Genomic DNA, 18,505 nt, shown 5'->3' with positions numbered 1-18,505 from the left:
TCATCCTGAGCCAGGATCAAACTCTCCAATAAAGTTAGTTTGTCTAGCATCTAAAATAAAAATTGACGTTTCACGTTGTTTGTTTCGTTCAGTTTTCAAAGAACTACTTGGCCGCTCATTTGCGACTTCCTTATGTTAACATCTTCATCTTTCAATGTCAACTAAGTTTTTTATTTCGTTTGTCGCTTTCAACGTTGTTGTCATCAGCGACTCGTATAATATTACACCTCTAATCTCTAATCGTCAATATGTTTTTCTAAAAAAATATAAAAAGACTTATTTCTTTTAAAATAAGCCTTTTTATCATATACCATTCTATTCGTTTATTATTTTTCTATAATTGGTAACAAGACGATAAACTGAATAACACCATCCTCATATTCAGCTCGAATACTACCACCTTGTAATTCAACAATACTTTTCGCAATCGCCAATCCAAGACCCGATCCTTCTGTTACTCTACTTCTAGATTGATCTTTCTTATAAAAACGTTCAAACAAACTCGCTAACTCTTCTCTCGTAAACACTTCACTATGATTCGCAATTACAATTTGTATATCCCGTCGCTGCCTTTGAAGAGAAACTTTTATCTCCCCATCATCTTTACTATACTTAATCGCGTTCATTAATAAATTATCAAATACACGAACCATCTTTTCCGAATCAATCGCTGCATAGGCACGTTCTTCAGGAAACTTCTTAACGAACGTAAGTCCATGCTCTTCCGCCTGCGGTACTAACTCTTCTATTAATTGCTCCAATAACTCATTTATACATACTTCTTGTTTTTCTAATATAACTTGTTCATTCGTTAACTTCGTATACTCAAATAAATCTTCTATTAAATTCTTTAACTGCTCCGATTTAGCAAAAGCAATTCTTGTATACTCATCATGTTGTTCTTTATTTTCATATTTAGAATCTCGAAGTAATCGCAAGTAACCCATAATAGAAGTCAGTGGTGTACGTAAATCGTGAGATACATTCGTAATAAGCTCATTCTTTTGCTTCTCTAATCTACGTTCCTTTTCTATATTATTCATAAGCTCTTCCGCCATATTATTAATATTCTCAGTTAAAGACGCAATCTCATCTTCACCTTTCTTCTCAATACGGTACGCTAAGTTGCCTTTTTCTATTTCCTTTACACCTTCTGCCATCGCTTCAATTTGTTTCATCTTTCTCTTTGTTATATAGAAGAAAGAGAAAATGAATACGAGTACACCAATTAAAAATGGGAATGGGCCTTCTTGCGTATCATACATTACTACACCATCCGGAATTCCACTAACGAACATATATAAATTCTTATCTTCTATTGTAATAGGTGAAAAAGCTATAAATTCTTTTCTCGTATTTTCAAATATATCTTGACCATTTGAATAGTTAATCGCAAATGATGCTGCATTACGAATCGTATTATGCAGATCGATTTGCTCTTCTTGTGCCTGCTTCGTTTTATATACAACTTTACCACTTTCGTCAGTAACCAATATTTTTAAAGCTCTATTTCCTCGCTCTAAATTTTGATTCTCCGTTTCGATCATATTGGATATAGCTTCTAATTTATTTTCATGCACCGAACTATTTGCTGCTCTTTGAGCTTGATAATTAATTTGTTGCATACCAGACCGATAATCGACAGTCGCTTTACGATTCGCATTCTCAAAAAATGGTGCAGCTCCCTTTGCAAAAAAAACTCCTAATAACGCACAAGCAGCGAAAGTAGTAATCAGTTGAATTCTTATACTCTTTCGTACGCTCTTTACTAATTTCTCAATTAATTGTCTTATTTTCCTTATATAAGTAAATGGATTAAATATCTTTTTCAATCTTATACCCCACTCCCCATACTGTTTTTATATATCTAGGCTTCCTTGGATTCTCCTCAATCTTTTCACGTACTTTTCGAATATGCACCATTACAGTATTATCTGACTGAAAAGATCGTTCGTTCCAAACCTTTTCATAAATTTGTTCTGCGCTAAAGACCATACCGGGATTACGAGCTAGTAATTCTAGAATTGAAAATTCCCTCGGGGTCAACTTCACTTCTTCTCCCTCTACAATAACTTTATGGGTCGAGATGTTGATTTTCATCTCTCCAATTTCTAACTCGTCCTCATTTTGAATAGAAAAACCATTCATTTTCATATAACGACGTAACTGAGATTTTATCCTTGCGATTAACTCTAACGGATTAAATGGTTTCGTTACGTAATCATCTGCACCCGTTGTTAACCCTAAAATCTTATCCATATCTTGCGTTTTCGCGGAAAGCATAATAATTGGCATTTCTTTTTCTTCCCTTACTTTCATACACATATGAATGCCGTCTACTTTCGGCATCATAATATCTAATACGACTAGATGTACTTCGTTTTCTTCTAGTAAACGTAATCCTTCTTCGCCGTCCCCTGCTTGCAATACTTTATATCCTTCATTCTTTAAATAGATTGTAATAAGATTCCTAATTTCTTTTTCATCATCTACGACAAGTATTGTTTCATTTGCCACAATATCTCCCCCATCACTTTTTTAATCCCTAACTTCTATTATAGGAAAACTTCTGAAGAAAAACGCTCGGAAATCCTTAAGTTTTTCTGAAGACGCAAAAAAGATCTAGACTCCCCTTAAGTCTAGACCTTTCAAAAACCCCTTTTATTTACGAACGTAGATGAAATATAGTACGAATAAAACTCCCATAACATACATAATTGGATGAATCTCTTTACGTCGACCACTTACTACCATTGTAATTGGATAGAAGATAAACCCGATTGCAATTCCTGTTGCGATACTATACGTAAGTGGCATTGAAATGATAGTAAAGAATGCTGGTACTGCAATTTCGAATTTCTTCCAGTCAATCTCTCCTAAAGACGAAACCATCAAGATTCCTACAATAATTAACGCTGGCGCTGTTACAGCTGGTGTTACAACACTTAATAATGGCGAGAAGAATAGTGCCAATAAGAAGAATCCTGCTGTTACAACTGCTGTAAATCCAGAACGTCCACCCGCTGCTACCCCTGCAGAAGATTCAATATAAGACGTTGTTGTTGATGTACCTAAGATCGCACCAATTACAGTTGCAATTGCATCTGCAAATAATGCTTTTCCTGCACGTGGTAATTTATTGTTCTTCATTAATCCCGCTTGATTCGCAACCGCTACAAGTGTACCTGCTGTATCAAAGAAATCGATAAAGAAGAACGTTATAATAACAATCCCCATTTGAACAGTGAAAATATCTCCGAAGTGCGTTAATGCTGCACCGAACGTTGGTTCTAGACTCGGTATTGCTCCCACTACCGCTTTCGGAGTATCAATTAATCCGGTTGCTACTCCTAAGATTGCCGTAAGAATCATACCGTAAAATACTGCACCATTAACTTTCTTAATCATGAAAATAATGGTCGTAACAACTCCGAAAATTGCTAGTAACGTTGTGCCCTTTGTTAAGTCCCCCAACCCAACAAGAACAGCATCATTTTTCACGATAATTCCAGCATTTTGGAATCCAAGGAAAGCAATGAATAATCCGATACCTGCCGCTACTGCAAACTTTAGCTCTGATGGAATTGCATTAATGATTTTTTCACGAATACCTGAAGCTGTAAGAATAATAAAGATAATACCTGACATTAACGTTCCAGCAATTGCTGTTTGCCACGAAATACCCATCGTTAACACTGCTGTATAAGCAAAGAACGCGTTAATTCCCATACCTGGCGCTAAAGCAATTGGATACTTCGCGAAAATACCCATAATTAACGAACCGATCGCTGCTGCTAATGCTGTAGCAACGAATACTGCACCTGGATCCATTCCTGTACCTGCCGGTAATCCTTTAACATTTCCAAGTGACAGCGTAGCAGGATTGACAAATAGCACATAAGCCATAGATAAAAATGTCGTTAAACCTGCTATGAACTCTGTTTTATAATTCGTGCCGAGTTCATCAAACTGAAAATAGCGTTTCATCTTACGTTTCCCCCGTTATATGATTACTCGCCGTAATCTCCTAGCCCTCTTTTATCTATTAAAAATAAAAAAGGCTTCCATTGCATATACATGGAAGCGTTCTATTAATAAAGATAAGATTCCCCTCACCTTTATAAAAACGCCTCGTAGTCAAGCCATTTACGGTAGCTAGGTAGAAACTTTCGGGCCATATCCCCGATATTATACGACGGCATAATATTCACTTTTCGTTTGAATTACATACTCATATTAACTCTTGAAAGTATTTTTGTCAATTTAAATACGAACATTTTTGTAAACACTTATAATTTCGTTCGTATTAATCCTAAAACAAAAAGGTCCATCTATACATAAGTAATAGATGGACCTTTTTATAAATACTATTCCCACTCAATCGTTGCTGGTGGCTTACTCGTTACATCATACACGATACGGTTAACGTGTTTTACTTCGTTTACGATACGTACAGAGATTTTCTCTAATACGTCCCAAGGGATACGTGCCCAGTCAGCTGTCATACCGTCGATAGATGTTACTGCACGGATACCTACTGTGTAATCGTAAGTACGCTCGTCACCCATAACACCTACGCTACGCATACCAGGAAGCGCAGTGAAGTATTGCCAGATTTCGCGGTCTAAGCCTGCTTTAATAATTTCTTCACGTAAAATCGCATCAGATTCACGAACGATTTCTAATTTCTCTTCTGTGATTTCACCTAATACACGAATACCAAGACCAGGGCCTGGGAATGGTTGACGCCATACGATTTCATCAGGAATTCCTAGTTCTGATCCTAATACACGCACTTCATCTTTAAATAACGTGTTTAAAGGCTCAATTAATTTGAACTGCATGTCTTCTGGAAGTCCACCAACGTTATGGTGAGATTTAATTGTTTGTGCAGTTGCTGTACCACTTTCAACGATATCTGTGTAAAGTGTACCTTGTGCTAAGAAGTCCATTCCTTCTAATTTAGAAGCTTCATCATCAAATACGTAAATGAATTCGTTACCGATAATTTTACGTTTTTGTTCTGGATCTTCTACACCTTTTAACTTGTTCATGAAGCGTTCTTTTGCATCCACTTTAATAACGTTCATATGGAAGCCTTCGCTAAATGTTTTCATAACGCCTTCTGCTTCGCCTTTACGAAGTAAGCCGTGGTCAACGAAGATACAAGTTAATTGATCGCCGATTGCTTTATGAATTAATACTGCTACAACAGAAGAATCTACACCGCCACTAAGTGCGCATAGAACTTTTTTGTCTCCAACAGTTTCACGAATTTTTTCTAATTCTACTTCGATAAAGTTCTCCATGTTCCATCCTTCAGAACAACCACATACGCCGAATACGAAGTTTTTAATTAAATCGTTACCGTGCTCAGAGTGACGTACTTCTGGGTGGAATTGTACACCGTATAAGTTTTTCGCTTCATTGCTCATACCAGCAATTGGGCAAGACTCACTTGTTGCGTCTACTACGAATCCTTCAGGTAAACCAGTTACTAAGTCGCCATGGCTCATCCATACAACTTGCTCTTCTGGAAGGTTCGCATATAATTTTGATTCGTTCTCTACTTTAAGAACCGCTTTTCCGTACTCACGGTGGTTTGCACGTTCTACTTTACCACCGAATTTTTGTGTCATAAGCTGCATACCGTAACAAATACCGAAGATCGGTAATCCTAGGTCAAAGATTTTTTCATCACAATGTAATGCACCTTCACCATATACACTATTTGGTCCACCAGAGAAAATAATTCCTTTTGGATTTATTTCTTTAATTTCTTCTGCAGTAATTGTATGCGGATGAAGTTCACTGTATACACCGAACTCACGAATTCGACGTGCTATTAACTGATTGTATTGACTTCCAAAATCTAAAACGATAATTGTATCGTGTTGCTTCTTCAAAATAATCACCCCAACGTTAGTTCTCGTATATAAATATTTTCACCAATTAGGCGAAAAGCATTACCAATATAATAAAAAAAGCCAGTCCTCCGCCTCTAGTCTCATAACAAAGAAAAGGCAGGGGTCTGGCTTTATAAAGAAAGATAGTCTCCGCTCTTTATAAATATAAGACACACTGCCTTCATAGTCAGGTTGTTTACGGTAACCCGGTAGAGACTCTCAAACCATATCTTTGAGGATATATGAAGGATCGTTTTATATTATCTTCCTAGATTCTAACAATGAAGTGTCGGTATGGTCAAGAGAGAAAGCGACAAAATTCTACAGAAATTCATTTCCTTTTAATCAAAATACCAAAAATAACTCTACCTAAATAAAGATATTTACTTTAATGCGAGCAGAATTAAAACATTTTATCTATAAATCGATAATATTTAACAGCTTTTTAAAATGCGAATTATAGTAATAATTTATGACATTACTTTTGGGAATACTGATAAAAATTTCACCCTAAGAAAAAAGCATCTAAATCCACATCACTTTTTAATATTTTTTTCCTATTAACTCCTAATTCAAATGCTAGTTCTACTGAAGCTGCAGCTAAAACTTCTGAGTTTGCCTGAACATCAAATGCAGCATCAATTAGAGAATTATACTGAGTATATTTAGCATTTATTTTAGAGATAATCTCCTGATAGGCCTTTTCCACTTTTACCAAAATAGATTCTGTGTAGGCATCAAGCACTTTTTTTAATTCTCGTTCTCTCGCACCCAGTTTATCTTTTGCAAATCCCCACACAAAATTCGCAGTAACCGTACCAATAACTGCGCCTAATACCGGAATAGGTATTAGCATTTGCCCTATCGCTCCTCCTGTCGCTGCGATTCCAGCTTCAATACAAAGTATTTGTCCTTGAGTGACAAATTCATCCATAGAAATTTGTTCTTTCTGTAAATCCACAAGTAAAGATGATAGTCCCATAACGGCACTTGTAACAGCACCTGCAAATGGAGCTGAAAGCGATGTCAAATTAGTTAAAGCATATATACTCCCAGCCGTAATACCACCTTTCACTCCAGCTTCAGCAGAGCTTAGACCTATATCTTTCCAATCATTTTTATCAAACTCCTGAATTTTCTTTCCATGTTTCACCTTGCTGTAAATTACTGTGATTGCATTCAGCGAGGTTGCTATCACTACTGCTGTTCCAGCAACTTTTCCACCTTCTCTAAATGAAGGTCCCTTTTGAACTTCGATTATTTTCACTTTTTCTTTTGCATCTGATTGAATTTCATCTTGAATTCTTTGATTTTCTTCAATAATTCTATCTTGATGCATCGAAACCGTTTCTCCAGCTCTCCCCAACTGCACTTCACTATAATTAGAGACAGACGGCTTTACTATCTCCTGAAACCCCCGACCTGTTCGACGCTCTATTTCTTCCACTTTCTGAAGAATAGCACGAACCGATTTGTCATTTAGGCCCACAGAAAAATCACCAGATTTTATAGATGTAATAATTGCATATTGATCTTTAGGAATAGAATAATTCATAGATCCATCTTTATATTTTTCAAAATGATGAAGTACATGTTTGAGTGTATTATTTGTACCATTTATAAATTTTGATTGATACCTAACACCGTCTAGAATAAAATCTTCCGGTGCTGTGCGAGCTACACCTTCAAATGTAGCAACCTCACTATTCCCTTTTAAAGCTGCCCATGCATTTCGTACATTGACCTCCAGATGTTCCGCTACTTCTCCATGTTTCGTTTGCTCAGATCCTAATATATGCTTAGGTTCAGAAAGAAACTGACGCATTTTTATCATACATTGCAATGCCTTTTCAAAATTCAAATTCTGTCGCTCTTGATTCTGCAATTTTTCTCTAACAACTTCATCAAGTTGCTTTGCAATAGATTGACTTTTCCAATGATTAAATCCATCTACCCCAACAGCAACAATCTGATCTTTCCATACATTCGTTGACATTTATTTGCCAACTTCCTTCATAAATAACGCCGATAAGCTCTCTGTATTATTTATTATAGCTCTTAAAAAATTGCGCTCATCTTGTGAAAAATCAATAAAAGATTTTACATTCTTCGTATTACTAATAAAAGCAATTAAGCTCTGCTCTAAATTTGATGCTAATTTTTGCGTAGAATCCTTCAAGGCAGTAATTTCAATAGATGTGCCATCAAGAATTTTGGTTGCCTTTACAACTTCAATTCTTTCTTGATCCGCTTTGATAGCAGCATCTCTATTCTTTTTACTTGCAAAGAAACCACCTGCAACTAAACTAACCGCACCAATCCCCCATCCAACAGGTCCTGCTAGCGCTAATAAAGCACTTCCTCCTGCCATACCGCTACCGCCTGCAGCAAGTGCACCTCCACCTAACCAAGCTAAAGCTGCATTGGTTGCTGCCGCTCCTGATAAAGTAGAAATAGCCGCACCAGTTGATGCAGTTCCAAAGGTTGTGGCAATCGCCATCGCTGCCGTTGGGGCAAGTGCTGCTGTTGCTACGCCCGCTGCAACACCGGCAGCGGTTCCTCCTCCTGCTAATTTAATCATTTCTTTTTCGTCATATGAAATCTCGCTAAGAACTTTAAAACTAGCTATATTAATATGGATTTTTTTCAAACTTTTTTCAAATTCTTTTGGAGTATTAGCCAAAGCGTTGATATAGCTCTCCACTTTTAAAATTACCTTAACACCATAATCCCTTGTATTGTGTAATTTAATTGCATTATTTTGTAAATTTTTAGAGGATTCCTCGTATTGATGTACAGCGTTTTGTAATTTATTTATCGCTTCTTTTTTCAATGAACTATTGAGCATATTCAAGTTCTCCTTTTTATATTTATAACGACTTAACACAAATCCTAATAGAAAATAGCGTTCGTCAATGAACATATAGTCAAATTAATTCTGTATACCTGTATATTCTACTATTTATTATTCAATGGATATGTCAAATACTGTCGATAATTATTATTTTAATGTGGATTTCATCAAAAATTAAAGATTCAAAACACATACTCTCTTATCCTTAGTAGTCTTAAATTTATTATAGTCATCAAAATCTAAACGCAAACAATCATAAAATATAAAAAAGACTACCTCCCCTCATCAAGGAAGTAGCCTTCTAATTAACTATTTATACATTGCACAGCTTCACAGAGTGATGCTTATTACATCATTCCGCCCATACCGCCCATGCCCATGCCGCCCATGTCAGGCATTGCCGGTGCATTTGGTTCTGGCTTGTCAGCTACTACAGCTTCAGTTGTTAAGAACATAGCTGCAACAGATGCTGCGTTTTGAAGTGCAGAGCGAGTTACTTTAGCTGGATCTACGATACCAGTTTCAAGCATGTTAACCCATTCGCCAGTAGCTGCGTTGAAACCAACGCCTACTTTTTCGCCTTTTAGACGCTCTACAACTACAGATCCTTCTAGACCAGCGTTGATTGCGATTTGGCGAACTGGCTCTTCTAGTGCACGAAGTACGATGTTGATACCTGTTGCTTCGTCGCCTTCAGCTACGATAGAAGCTACTTTCGTGTATACGTTCATAAGTGAAGTACCACCACCTGCAACGATACCTTCTTCTACTGCTGCACGAGTTGAGTTAAGTGCATCTTCAATGCGAAGTTTGCGCTCTTTTAACTCAGTTTCAGTTGCTGCACCTACTTTAATTACTGCTACGCCACCTGCAAGTTTTGCAAGACGCTCTTGTAATTTTTCACGATCGAATTCAGAAGTCGTTTCTTCTAATTGCGCACGGATTTGACCGATGCGAGCTTCGATTTGTTCTGTGCTTCCTACACCTTCAACTACAGTTGTGTTTTCTTTCGTTACAACAACTTTACCAGCGCGTCCTAAAGATTCAACTGTAGCAGATTTTAAGTCACGGCCTAATTCTTCAGTGATTACTTCGCCACCAGTTAAAATTGCGATATCTTCTAGCATTGCTTTACGACGGTCACCAAATCCAGGAGCTTTAACAGCTACTACATTGAATGTACCACGAAGTTTGTTCACTACTAATGTAGCTAACGCTTCGCCTTCTACATCTTCAGCAATGATAAGAAGCGGTTTACCTTGTTGTACCACTTGCTCTAATACTGGTAAGATTTCTTGAATGTTAGAAATCTTTTTGTCAGTGATTAAGATGTATGGGTTATCAAGAACTGCTTCCATTTTGTCAGAATCAGTAATCATGTAAGGAGATGCATATCCACGATCAAATTGCATACCTTCTACTACGTCTAATTCTGTTGTGAAACCTTTAGATTCTTCTAAAGTAATAACGCCGTCGTTACCAACGCGCTCCATTGCTTCAGCGATTAATTGACCTACTTCTTCGTCAGCAGCAGAAATAGCAGCTACTTGTGCGATAGAAGATTTACCTTCGATTGGTTTAGAAATCGTTTTTAATTCTTCTACTGCAGCAACTACAGCTTTTTCGATACCTTTACGAAGACCCATTGGGTTCGCACCAGCTGTTACGTTTTTAAGACCTTCACGAATCATAGCTTGTGCTAATACAGTTGCAGTTGTTGTTCCGTCACCAGCTACATCATTTGTTTTGCTAGCAACTTCTGCTACTAATTTCGCACCCATGTTTTCGAATGCATCTTCTAATTCAATTTCTTTTGCGATTGTTACACCGTCATTTGTAATAAGTGGTGAACCGAATTTTTTCTCAAGAACAACGTTACGACCTTTTGGTCCAAGCGTTACTTTTACTGCATTTGCAAGAGTGTCGACACCGCGAAGCATCGAACGACGTGCTTCTTCACTAAATTTAATATCTTTTGCCATAATAATTGACCCCCTTGGATTTTTTAAGATTTATATAATTAACCGATAACTGCTAAAATGTCACTTTCACGTAAAATCAAGTAGTCTGTACCTTCATATTTCACTTCAGTACCTGCATATTTTGAGAAGATGATAAGATCACCTGCTGCTACCTCTAAAGCAACACGCTCACCATTTTCAAGCACTCGACCAGTACCTACTGCAATAACTTTACCCTCTTGTGGTTTTTCTTTTGCTGTGTCTGGTAATACAATACCACTTGCTGTTTTTTCTTCCGCTTGAACAAGCTCAATTACAACGCGATCACCTAATGGCTTTAGCATGAACAATAACCTCCTCATTTTGTTATGTAAATTTTATTTATTAGCACTCAAGTCACCCGAGTGCTAACACACTTATAATAATAAATAATCTCAATTTCTTTTGCAAGTAAAAAAATCATAATTTTTTCGCAAATTACGCTATAAATTTTTCTATATAGAGTTCCTCTTCTTCTACCTTTACTATATGAATCGTTGTTTCCACTACTCGTATGTTACAATATGAAAGGACACCCTAAGTTGTTTTCGCTACACACACAACTTTCTCCTGTCTTCTATTATAATTTCAAATAAGGATTTACAAAAAAAACATAATGTAAGTAAGGTTTATATCGTAGGTAGCATATTTACATGTTATCCTACCTTATCTCATACACTAGAGTTAGAAAGGATGGTTAAACCATTTGAAAAAACAATATTGGTGGGTTATCGTTACATACATTTTAATGCAGTTATCATCAATTGCTGGATTACCACTTCTTCTGAAAACTGGGCTTTATGATAACAGGGGATTCACTAGGGAAGAGAAATTTCAACTCATAACTGGTCACTGGGCGATCATTAGCTTCTTTATTGCATTATGTATCGTACTTTGGTTACTTAGAACAGATATTCGCGACAGACATTTAGATACAAAGCGTTCTACTGTTCCAGCTACGATTGGTTGGATTTTTATCGGGTTCTTCTTAGCATTTTTCTCGCAAAGTATTGCTGGTATGATTGAAATGTATGTATTAGGTATTAAACCTGGATCTGAAAATACAGCGAGACTTATGGATATCGCAAGAACGACACCTTGGTTCCTTATCGTCATCTCTATAATAGGACCTATTTTGGAAGAAATCGTATTTAGAAAAATTTTATTTGGTACACTTTATAAGAAGTTTAACTTCTTTATTGCCGCTATCATTAGTTCCCTTGTATTTGCGGCGATTCATTTTGATTTTACTCACTTATTGGTATACACTGCTATGGGGCTCGTATTCGCCTTCTTATATGTAAAAACGAAGCGTATTATCGTTCCCATTGCAGCTCATGTTGCAATGAATACATTAGTTGCAATTGCCCAAGTTTTAGTGAGTAACGAACAAATTCAAGAAATGATTAAAGAAGCTGAAAAAATGCAAGGCTTTATCGGAGGATTTTTAGTATGAGAAACTCACCATTGTTCATGGCTATATTGTACTTCCTTCTAGGATGTATCTTTACGCATCTAGCCATTAGGAATGTAACAGATACAATTTGGAATATGTGGACAATACTATTTGCAGTTATGGCGACGATTGATTTTAATTTGGCACTTCGCCTCATCTTAGTTAAATTCACAAAGAAAAAACAATAATAAAACGCAGAGGTCGCTCCCTCTGCGTTTTATTGTGGATAATTCTTCAAAAAGTAAACTAATGTTTGTAACTCTACTGCTAAATCAATATGATGAATTCTTATATTGTCTGACACATTTAATCGTGCTGGTGTGAAATTCAAAATACCATGCACGTTTGTTTCTGCCAATCTATCAGCTACAGATTGTGCTACTGTAGCGGGTACTGTTAATATTGCCACTTGTATATCAGATGATAAACGTTCTTCTAATTCATCTAAGTGATATACAGGAATGCCTCCGATTTCTGTTCCAACTTTCTCTTCACTAATATCAAACGCCATTTCAATCTTTGTATTATTGTTTTTCGTGAAATTATAATGTAAGAAAGCGGTCCCTAAATTACCTACTCCAATAAGCGCTACACGTGTTATATCATCTTGGTCGAGTGTTTCACGGAAAAATGATAATAAATAATTTACGTTATATCCATATCCTTTTTTTCCTAATGCTCCAAAGTATGAGAAATCTCTTCGAATCGTTGCGGAATCAACCTTTACCGCTTCACTTAATTCAGCTGATGAAACACGTTGCTTACCAGACAAAGATAAGTTTTGGATAAATCGATAGTATAGAGGCAATCTCTTAGCAGTGGCTTGTGGAATTTTCTGCTGCTCCATATAACCTCTCCTCTCTTCCTATCTTTATTCATATGCTTTAATTAAATACAGAAGTTTAGCACTTATTAAATTCCTTGTATAATAGAAAGAAGAAGTATTCTCTCTGTATTTTAAACTATACACTATTTTTAGTATGATTGAGAAATATAAACATGGCAAAGTTAAGAAATTATTTGAGGTGAAAACATTGATTTTATTACAAGTAAACGCGCTTTCGAAATTATACGGTGCAGAAACGATTCTTTCAAATATAAAATTAGAAGTTCAAACGAAAGATCGTATCGCATTAGTCGGACGAAATGGCGCTGGAAAATCTACATTATTAAAAATAATAGCGGGTGAGCTATCTCATGATGGTGGAGAAATTATAAAACCGAAAGATGTCTCAATTGGATATTTAGCTCAAAATACCGGTTTAGAAACATCTTTAACAATTTGGGATGAAATGTTAACCGTCTTTACACACTTGCAGCAAATGGAGACAAAACTTCGAAGGCTAGAGCAAGAGATGGGAAAAGAAGAAAACTTTTCAAACGAGGCTACGTATGAAAGATTATTAGCTGATTATGACCAATTACAATTAGATTATAAAGATCAAGGTGGCTATCAGTACGAAGCAGATATCCGTTCGATTTTAAGTGGTCTTGGCTTCCCAGTTGAAACGCACCAGACGACGATTTCGACATTAAGCGGTGGACAAAAAACACGATTAGCTCTCGGTAAATTATTATTAACGAAACCAGACTTACTTATTTTGGACGAGCCTACAAACCATTTAGACATCGAAACATTAACATGGCTTGAACAATATTTACAAGGTTATCCTGGCGCAATACTAATCGTCTCCCATGACCGTTATTTCTTAGATAAACTTGTTACACAAGTATATGAAATTTCGAATAAAGAAAGTAGACGATTTGTTGGTAACTACAGTAAATATTTAGACTTAAAATCAGCACTATACGAGCAAGAAATGAAACGTTATGAAAAACAACAAGATGAGATTGCTAAGCTAGAGGACTTCGTTCAAAAAAATATAGCTCGTGCATCTACGACAAAACGTGCGCAAAGTCGTCGAAAACAATTAGACCGTATGGAATTATTAACAAGACCATTAGGGGATTCTAAGTCAGCTTCCTTCCACTTCGATATTGAAAAACAAAGTGGAAATGATGTTTTACAAGTAAAGGACGCAACTATCGGCTATGATAAGGATCCAATTATTGAACATGTAACAATGCGCTTAACACGCGGAGATAGTGTTGCTTTAGTTGGTCCAAATGGAATTGGGAAATCCACATTATTAAAATCCATTGTGAATAAGTTACCACTATTACATGGTGAGGTTTCTTTCGGATCTAATGTCTCTGTTGGTTATTATGATCAGGAACAAGCTAATTTAACATCTTCTAAGCGCGTTTTAAATGAGCTATGGGATGAATACCCACTGCAACCTGAAAAAGAAATTCGCACGATATTAGGTAACTTCTTATTCACAGGAGATGATGTATTAAAGCCAGTATCTTCTCTTAGCGGTGGACAAAAAGCTCGTTTAGCTCTTGCCAAACTTATGATGCAAAAATCGAATTTATTAATTCTCGATGAGCCTACAAACCATCTTGATTTAAATAGTAAAGAGATTTTGGAGAATGCTTTAATTGATTATCCTGGTACCCTTCTCTTTGTATCTCATGACCGCTACTTTATTAATCGTGTAACGACGACCGTTGTTGAGTTATCAACAGAAGGTGCACAGGAATATTTAGGGGACTACGATTACTACGTTGAAAAGAAAAATGAGATGATTGAACGTGCTGAGTTTGAACAACAAGAACAGCAAGAAAATCATGCACCTGTTCAAAAAACTGTAGCTCCAGAAAAATTAAATTATCTCGAAGAAAAAGAGCGCAAAAAGTTGGAGCGTCAACGTACTCGAAAAATTGAGGAACTAGAACAAAACATTGTACAATTTGAAGAAGAAATTGCTACGTTAGAAGATCAACTTTGCTTACCAGAAATATATGCAGATTATGAAAAGGCTAGTGAAATTACAACGAAAAAGCAAACACTACAAGAGCAACTTGATGCTTGTATGGCAGAATGGGAAGAATTACATTTATAAGAGTCTTAAATAAGAGGGATGTCTCATAAGTCGGGATTTTAGACTATGCGGCATCCTTTTTATCTTCTAGTTTGAATTAACGTCATATTGTATAAAATATTCGACATGAGGCATAATTTCAACGACAAAGTTTGACAATATTAGCGACTCCTATAATAAGAGCATATTTCAAAATGTTTTTTAAAGATATCTTCTTGTTTTTTATTTCCCGAGAAAAATACATCTAAAGGTCAGACTTCACCTATTTTATCCACAACCTTATACACATATCCACCTTTATAAAATAAACAAAAAAATAACTTTTCCACATTATCCACAATCAACAAAAAAGTTATCAACATTTTATATACACAATAAAACCCATATTATCAACAGATAATATGGGTTTTATCCACAAGCTGTGGTTAATTTTGTGCATAACTATGCTTCAATATCTAATCCTGGATTTGCATTTAAAGCTAATGTAGCACGTTTTCCTTGTTCATATGCAATTGTACCTGCCGCTGCAATCATTGCTGCATTATCTGTACATAAAGATAGAGGAGGAATAATTAGCTCTACATTTTCTTTTTGTGCAAATTCCGCTTCTAAACGTGCACGCAGTCCTTTATTCGCAGCTACTCCACCAGCAAGAAGCACTTGCTTTACGTTATAAGCATCCGCCGCACGAGATGCTTTCGTTACTAATACGTCAATTACACTCTCTTGGAAACTTGCTGCTAAATCTTCCGGTGCAATTTCTATCCCGCGTTGTTTTGCGTTATGCACAGTGTTGATAACTGCTGATTTCAATCCGCTAAAACTGAAATCATACGAATCCGGTTCTAGCCATGCACGAGGTAAATCAATTGTTGGTTCTCCTTCATGTGCAAGTCGATCAATATGAGGACCACCTGGATATGGCATAGATAACGTACGAGCTACTTTATCATATGCCTCTCCTGCTGCGTCATCTCGCGTTTCACCAATTACTTCAAATGAACCATGTTCTTTCATATAAACAAGCTCTGTATGCCCACCAGAGACAACAAGTGATAGTAATGGGAATTGAACTTCTTTTACTAAGCGGTTCGCATAAATGTGACCAGCGATATGATGAACACCAACTAGGGGGATATCATGTGCAAATGCCACTGCTTTCGCTGCGTTCACCCCTATTAGAAGCGCTCCTACTAAACCAGGTCCTTCTGTGACAGCAATTGCATCAATATCATCAAATGTGATATTCGCTTCTTTTAACGCTTCTTCTAATACAACTGTAATTTCTTCTACATGATGACGGGACGCAATCTCTGGTACAACTCCGCCAAAACGTTTATGACTTTCAATTTGTGATGCAACAACATTTGCAATAATTTCCGTTCCATTTTTAACAACCGCTACTGCTGTTTCATCACAACTTGTTTCAATACCAAGTATAATCGTATTTTTTTCCATTATATATTCACCCACATTACGAGACCATCTTCCTGATTGTCTGCATAGTATCGTTTACGAATTCCACCATTTTGAAATCCGTATTTTCTGTATAACTGTTTTGCTACTTCATTTGATACACGTACTTCAAGTGTCATCGTTTTTACACCTAGAGTTTTCGCTTCGGAAATAACTTCTTTTAATAAAGCATCTCCTAGCTTTTGACCTCTGTATTCTGGCAAAATAGCTATATTTGTTATATGCGATTCATCAATAATTATCCACAATCCACAATACCCAATTACACGACCATCTTTTTCTAGCACAACATAATGTGCATGTTCATTCATCGTTAACTCACGGTGAAAGGCATCTGCAGTCCAAGGAGTTGAAAAAGATGCTTCTTCAATGGCTACAATTTGAGCAATATCATCAAGTTCCATCTTTCTAAATATCATATCCATCCTCTGCAAGCTCCTACTTGTTTTGACTTTCTAACCACTTTGTTTCAGCTTCAGCTAAACGAAGGTAACTAGGAACAAATGAATGTACATCTTGTTCTTCTTTTTGTAATCCTAAGAACGCTAGCTCACTTGGTCTTGGGTTATTTTTAGTGAAAGGAGCAAAGACAGCTTGATTTCCTAAATGTTCGATAATTGTTTCTTTGTGTAGTTTCACATCGTTACCAATAAATAAAACAGGCTTTCCTTTATCTTTTAACATTTGCAACCAGTCTACAATAAGGATGATTCGGTCTTCCTCTATAGAAGTTAAATCCTCTCCTTCATATGTATATAAGCCAGTATAAATTTGTCCACGTCTTCCATCGAATAAAGGACAGATTAATCCATCAAAATTAGCTCCGTTTGCAGCCACTACTTCTAAACTTGATACACCCACAATTGGTATTTGAAGTGACCAAGCTAATGTTTTGGCAGCTGTCACACCTATACGAACACCTGTATATGATCCTGGTCCAGCAGCTACAACTATTTTAGTTAATTCTTTTGGTTTTACACCGCATTCTTTTAACAGTTGTTCTACAGCTGGCATAAGACGCACAGAATGATTTTTTGTTAAATTTGTAATGATTTCCCCAATTACGTTTCCTTCTTCAATAAGGGATACACCCATTACATAATTTGAAGTATCAATTGCTAGTACTTTCATCTTGTAATAGCTCCTCACATAATCTAATATAGCGATCTCCAATTGGCTCGAGTACAATGTTTCTTGTGTCATCTCCAGCATGGAATAAACTAATTTGTAGCTTCTCATTTGGTAAATATGCTTCTATTAAATGAGCCCATTCTACTACCGTAATTCCTTCACCGTAGAAATACTCATCAAAACCTAAGTCTTCTTCACTTTCAGCTAAGCGATACACGTCCATATGATATAGCGGTAATCTCCCTTTATATTCTTTAATAATATTAAAGGTAGGACTATTTACAACTCTTTTCACTCCAAGACCTTTTGCTAGTCCCTTTGTAAAAGTCGTCTTACCAGCCCCTAGATCTCCTTCTAAAATAATTACATCTTGTGCCTGAGCAAGTTCACCAAGTTTTTCTGATAATCTTTGTGTTTCCTCAGATGATTTTGTTGTTATTTCATATTTACTCACAGACTTCACCTACTTTACTCACAATGTTCTCTGCTATTTATTATACAGGTTTTGAATATATAAAAAAGTCCTTAGGAGTTTTCCTAAGGATAGTTTGACTGTCTTTATTAGTTTTTTGTTAAAACAAATAAAAAAATACGAAACAACATGTTTCGTTCTTTTCTTTATATAAAATGGCGGTCCCGACCGGGGTCGAACCGGCGATCTCCTGCGTGACAGGCAGGCATGTTAACCACTACACCACGGGACCATTTGGTTGCGGGGACAGGATTTGAACCTG

16 protein-coding genes, 1 tRNA gene and 2 riboswitches are annotated in these 18,505 nt (G+C 36.4%); of the genes, 3 read left to right on the top strand and 14 right to left on the bottom strand.

Annotated elements, in window-relative coordinates; translation table 11 throughout:
• Window positions 1-326: 326 nt before the first annotated feature.
• The 8 genes from ampS to groES all read right to left on the bottom strand — a co-directional run bounded on the left by ampS (window position 327) and on the right by groES (window position 11,065).
• A complete protein-coding gene (gene ampS / locus PDQ40_RS27625; RefSeq protein WP_270691767.1) occupies window positions 327-1,832 on the bottom strand; it encodes an aminopeptidase AmpS in 1,506 nt (501 codons plus the stop codon).
• The gene (locus PDQ40_RS27620; RefSeq protein ID WP_001262954.1) at window positions 1,816-2,517 is read right to left on the bottom strand and encodes a response regulator transcription factor; all 702 of its coding nucleotides are present in this window, start codon (window positions 2,515-2,517) and stop codon (window positions 1,816-1,818) included. Before PDQ40_RS27620 ends, ampS begins: the two co-directional genes overlap by 17 nt.
• Window positions 2,518-2,661: 144 nt before the next feature.
• A complete protein-coding gene (locus PDQ40_RS27615) occupies window positions 2,662-3,987 on the bottom strand; it encodes an NCS2 family permease (protein WP_270691766.1) in 1,326 nt (441 codons plus the stop codon).
• Window positions 3,988-4,114: 127 nt separating this feature from the next.
• Window positions 4,115-4,216, bottom strand: a riboswitch (purine riboswitch).
• A gap of 151 nt (window positions 4,217-4,367) precedes the next feature.
• Entirely contained in the window at window positions 4,368-5,906 is a 1,539-nt protein-coding gene (gene guaA, locus PDQ40_RS27610) for a glutamine-hydrolyzing GMP synthase (RefSeq protein ID WP_000743925.1), read from the bottom strand.
• A 164-nt stretch (window positions 5,907-6,070) separates the two neighbouring features.
• A riboswitch (purine riboswitch) is annotated at window positions 6,071-6,172 on the bottom strand.
• 239 nt (window positions 6,173-6,411) lie between these two features.
• On the bottom strand, window positions 6,412-7,902 hold the full coding sequence (locus tag PDQ40_RS27605; protein ID WP_270691765.1) for a hypothetical protein: 1,491 nt from the start codon (window positions 7,900-7,902) through the stop codon (window positions 6,412-6,414).
• Complete coding sequence (locus PDQ40_RS27600) at window positions 7,903-8,829, bottom strand: hypothetical protein (RefSeq protein ID WP_270691764.1); 927 nt, start codon at window positions 8,827-8,829, stop codon at window positions 7,903-7,905.
• A gap of 278 nt (window positions 8,830-9,107) precedes the next feature.
• Entirely contained in the window at window positions 9,108-10,742 is a 1,635-nt protein-coding gene (groL, locus tag PDQ40_RS27595; RefSeq protein ID WP_001029999.1) for a chaperonin GroEL, read from the bottom strand.
• 38 nt (window positions 10,743-10,780) lie between these two features.
• The gene (gene groES, locus PDQ40_RS27590) at window positions 10,781-11,065 is read right to left on the bottom strand and encodes a co-chaperone GroES (protein WP_000917306.1); all 285 of its coding nucleotides are present in this window, start codon (window positions 11,063-11,065) and stop codon (window positions 10,781-10,783) included.
• Window positions 11,066-11,466: 401 nt separating this feature from the next.
• On the opposite strand from groES, the gene PDQ40_RS27585 reads away from it, so the two are divergent.
• Both PDQ40_RS27585 and PDQ40_RS27580 read left to right on the top strand, forming a co-directional pair.
• Window positions 11,467-12,216, top strand: coding sequence for a CPBP family intramembrane glutamic endopeptidase (locus tag PDQ40_RS27585; protein ID WP_000745340.1), 750 nt, complete (start codon window positions 11,467-11,469; stop codon window positions 12,214-12,216).
• Window positions 12,213-12,404, top strand: a complete 192-nt coding sequence (locus tag PDQ40_RS27580) for a YdiK family protein (RefSeq protein WP_001246207.1) — start codon at window positions 12,213-12,215, stop codon at window positions 12,402-12,404. Before PDQ40_RS27585 ends, PDQ40_RS27580 begins: the two co-directional genes overlap by 4 nt.
• A 29-nt stretch (window positions 12,405-12,433) precedes the next feature.
• Here the strand turns inward: PDQ40_RS27580 and PDQ40_RS27575 are convergent, their stop codons facing one another.
• A complete protein-coding gene (locus PDQ40_RS27575) occupies window positions 12,434-13,063 on the bottom strand; it encodes a redox-sensing transcriptional repressor Rex (RefSeq protein WP_000437698.1) in 630 nt (209 codons plus the stop codon).
• A gap of 187 nt (window positions 13,064-13,250) precedes the next feature.
• Here PDQ40_RS27575 and PDQ40_RS27570 point away from each other — a divergent pair, with 187 nt between their 5' ends.
• Window positions 13,251-15,185 (top strand): ABC-F family ATP-binding cassette domain-containing protein, encoded by a 1,935-nt coding sequence (locus PDQ40_RS27570; protein WP_000602165.1) that lies wholly within the window; start codon window positions 13,251-13,253, stop codon window positions 15,183-15,185.
• 420 nt (window positions 15,186-15,605) lie between these two features.
• On the opposite strand, the gene tsaD is transcribed toward PDQ40_RS27570, so the two are convergent.
• From tsaD to PDQ40_RS27545, 5 genes are all read right to left on the bottom strand, one after another.
• Window positions 15,606-16,622 (bottom strand): tRNA (adenosine(37)-N6)-threonylcarbamoyltransferase complex transferase subunit TsaD, encoded by a 1,017-nt coding sequence (gene tsaD / locus PDQ40_RS27565; protein WP_000414588.1) that lies wholly within the window; start codon window positions 16,620-16,622, stop codon window positions 15,606-15,608.
• The gene (gene rimI, locus PDQ40_RS27560) at window positions 16,622-17,065 is read right to left on the bottom strand and encodes a ribosomal protein S18-alanine N-acetyltransferase (protein WP_000367197.1); all 444 of its coding nucleotides are present in this window, start codon (window positions 17,063-17,065) and stop codon (window positions 16,622-16,624) included. The genes tsaD and rimI overlap by 1 nt, the downstream gene beginning before the upstream one ends.
• 13 nt (window positions 17,066-17,078) lie before the next feature.
• Window positions 17,079-17,771 (bottom strand): tRNA (adenosine(37)-N6)-threonylcarbamoyltransferase complex dimerization subunit type 1 TsaB, encoded by a 693-nt coding sequence (tsaB, locus tag PDQ40_RS27555; RefSeq protein WP_000865758.1) that lies wholly within the window; start codon window positions 17,769-17,771, stop codon window positions 17,079-17,081.
• Window positions 17,752-18,225, bottom strand: a complete 474-nt coding sequence (gene tsaE, locus PDQ40_RS27550; protein ID WP_000049631.1) for a tRNA (adenosine(37)-N6)-threonylcarbamoyltransferase complex ATPase subunit type 1 TsaE — start codon at window positions 18,223-18,225, stop codon at window positions 17,752-17,754. The genes tsaB and tsaE overlap by 20 nt, the downstream gene beginning before the upstream one ends.
• 174 nt (window positions 18,226-18,399) lie before the next feature.
• Window positions 18,400-18,475: transfer RNA gene (locus tag PDQ40_RS27545), tRNA-Asp, on the bottom strand.
• Between the last annotated feature and the right edge of the window lie 30 nt (window positions 18,476-18,505).

Origin of the sequence: Bacillus cereus group sp. Bc061, from assembly GCF_027715825.1 — a bacterium.
GTDB classification, from domain to species: Bacteria; Bacillota; Bacilli; order Bacillales; family Bacillaceae_G; genus Bacillus_A; species Bacillus_A paranthracis.
The sequence above is the reverse complement of the archived record's forward strand: the minus strand, read 5'-3'. Positions and strand labels throughout refer to the sequence as shown.